This is a genomic window from Herbaspirillum sp. B65, from assembly GCF_000333555.1.
Lineage (GTDB): Bacteria > Pseudomonadota > Gammaproteobacteria > Burkholderiales > Burkholderiaceae_D > Herbaspirillum > Herbaspirillum rubrisubalbicans.
The window spans coordinates 1-1626 of the sequence record NZ_BADI01000809.1 but is presented as its reverse complement, the minus strand read 5'-3'; the positions used below and the strand labels follow the sequence as shown (position 1 = coordinate 1626).

General features: G+C 54.9%; 3 protein-coding genes and 1 pseudogene. 1 reads left to right on the top strand and 3 read right to left on the bottom strand.

Annotation, left to right across the window (positions count from 1 at the left end):
* Nucleotides 1-406, bottom strand: a pseudogene (locus I5W_RS19345) (phosphate acyltransferase PlsX); the annotation flags it as partial.
* Between I5W_RS19345 and I5W_RS32140 the strand changes: the two are divergent.
* Nucleotides 378-620 (top strand): hypothetical protein, encoded by a 243-nt coding sequence (locus I5W_RS32140; RefSeq protein ID WP_171426907.1) that lies wholly within the window; start codon nt 378-380, stop codon nt 618-620. The pseudogene I5W_RS19345 and the gene I5W_RS32140 overlap by 29 nt on opposite strands.
* A gap of 6 nt (nt 621-626) precedes the next feature.
* Here the strand turns inward: I5W_RS32140 and rpmF are convergent, their stop codons facing one another.
* The gene (gene rpmF / locus I5W_RS19340; RefSeq protein ID WP_006463510.1) at nt 627-809 is read right to left on the bottom strand and encodes a 50S ribosomal protein L32; all 183 of its coding nucleotides are present in this window, start codon (nt 807-809) and stop codon (nt 627-629) included.
* Nucleotides 810-923: 114 nt separating this feature from the next.
* Nucleotides 924-1454, bottom strand: coding sequence for a YceD family protein (locus I5W_RS19335; RefSeq protein ID WP_017450828.1), 531 nt, complete (start codon nt 1452-1454; stop codon nt 924-926).
* Between the last annotated feature and the right edge of the window lie 172 nt (nt 1455-1626).

Genomic DNA, 1626 nt, shown 5'->3' with positions numbered 1-1626 from the left:
GTTTGGGCAGGATGGTGCAGATGGCCGGACGGTCAACGCCCGCAAGGGTCTTCAACACATAGCGCGAGACTGGCATGAGCGCGCCGGTATTGCCGGCCGACACGGCAGCGTGAGCCTGGCCATCCTTGACCAGGGTCACTGCCACGCGCAGTGAAGAATCCTTCTTGCGGCGCAGGGCGACTTCCACCGGGTCTTCCATGGTCACCACTTCGGTGGCGTGATGGATGCGCACGCGTGGCTCGCCGGCCAGTTTGTATTTCTTCAGCAGCGGCTGCAGCAAGGCTTCCTGGCCGACCAGGATCAGTTCCGCATCGGGTTGGCGCTTGAGGAAGGAGGCCGCGGCCGGAAGAGTGACTGACGGGCCATGATCGCCACCCATGCAGTCAATTGAAATTTTGATGGTCATCGATTTGATTCAGAGCCTGGCCAGCCCACATTATGAGGCAGATTGGAGACCGATCAAAATGGCACACGTGTACAGAATGCCAAATGAAGGTTCACGCAAGCAGGCAGGCACGCCCGCTGACGGATGTCGCGGACATAAAAAAGCGGCGCAAAATGAACCTCCTGAAACAGAAGCTCATTGCGCCGCTTTTCTCCAAAAACAGCAAGCTCAATGAATGAGATTACTCGTCGTTCTTGGTCTTCAACACCTTGCGACCACGGTAGAAACCGTTGGGGCTGATGTGGTGACGCAGGTGGGTCTCACCAGTGGTCGGCTCCACAGCCAGCGGGGGTGCAGTCAGAAAGTCGTGTGCGCGATGCATACCGCGCTTGGACGGGGTCTTTTTGTTCTGTTGAACGGCCATGATTACTCCTAAACCTTACTTAAGATTGAAAATTTTAACACACCGGATGACGGTTTTCCGTAAACCCGCTGTGCCGCTGCCCGGCATCTGCCAGACATTCCCCAACAATACTTGTTACTGCTTCAACTTCTTCAGTACCTCAAACGGGGAAGCCCGTTCAGCACCTTTGGCCTGGTCCGCCACACTACCGTCAGGACAGACTTCATGCTTGGGCGCCACCGGCAGGGCCAGCAACGCTTCGTCTTCGATCAGGTAGTTCACATCGAAGGCGGCTGATCCGACGATGACATCGATCTCGTCATCGTCCAGCAGTTCTTCGATGGTGTCGGCTTGCGCCTCATCTTTTGCCAATACCAGCAGCGACTTCGAATCAATCTCGAAATTCAATGCCGTCAGGCAACGCTGACAGATCAGATTAACTGCACCCGACACTGCCAGACTGAGTTGAGCATGTCCCAGCTTGTCGATATCGCCGGACAGAGCCCAGTGAATCGTGCCGGAACGGTCAACCGTCTCTTGCGCCAGACGACCTAATTCAGCAACCGGAATCTCACCCTGCGCCTGCTGTTTCAGCCTGCAGAATTCGAACGCGTCGATAACAAATGCATTCATAGCCAAAGCAGAATCCGGAAAACCTGCGATCATAACAGAAAATTTCCTTACCAGTCAAAGCCTTAGCGCGCCATTCGCGATCTGTGCGCAAAAAAATGCGCCGCTTGTGGCAACAAACCCGCTTTTACCGCGTTTTTCGGCCAAAATCCGGGTTTCCATTGCCAACAGCATCACATCTGCCACTTCCGATATGTCGCAAAATCTC

Excerpts from the sequence above, each read along its gene's own strand:
- I5W_RS32140 (WP_171426907.1), top strand. The coding sequence starts at position 378 with ATGCAGTCAATTGAAATTTTGATGGTCATCGATTTGATTCAGAGCCTG.
- rpmF (WP_006463510.1), bottom strand. The coding sequence starts at position 809 with ATGGCCGTTCAACAGAACAAAAAGACCCCGTCCAAGCGCGGTATGCAT.
- I5W_RS19335 (WP_017450828.1), bottom strand. The coding sequence starts at position 1,454 with ATGATCGCAGGTTTTCCGGATTCTGCTTTGGCTATGAATGCATTTGTT.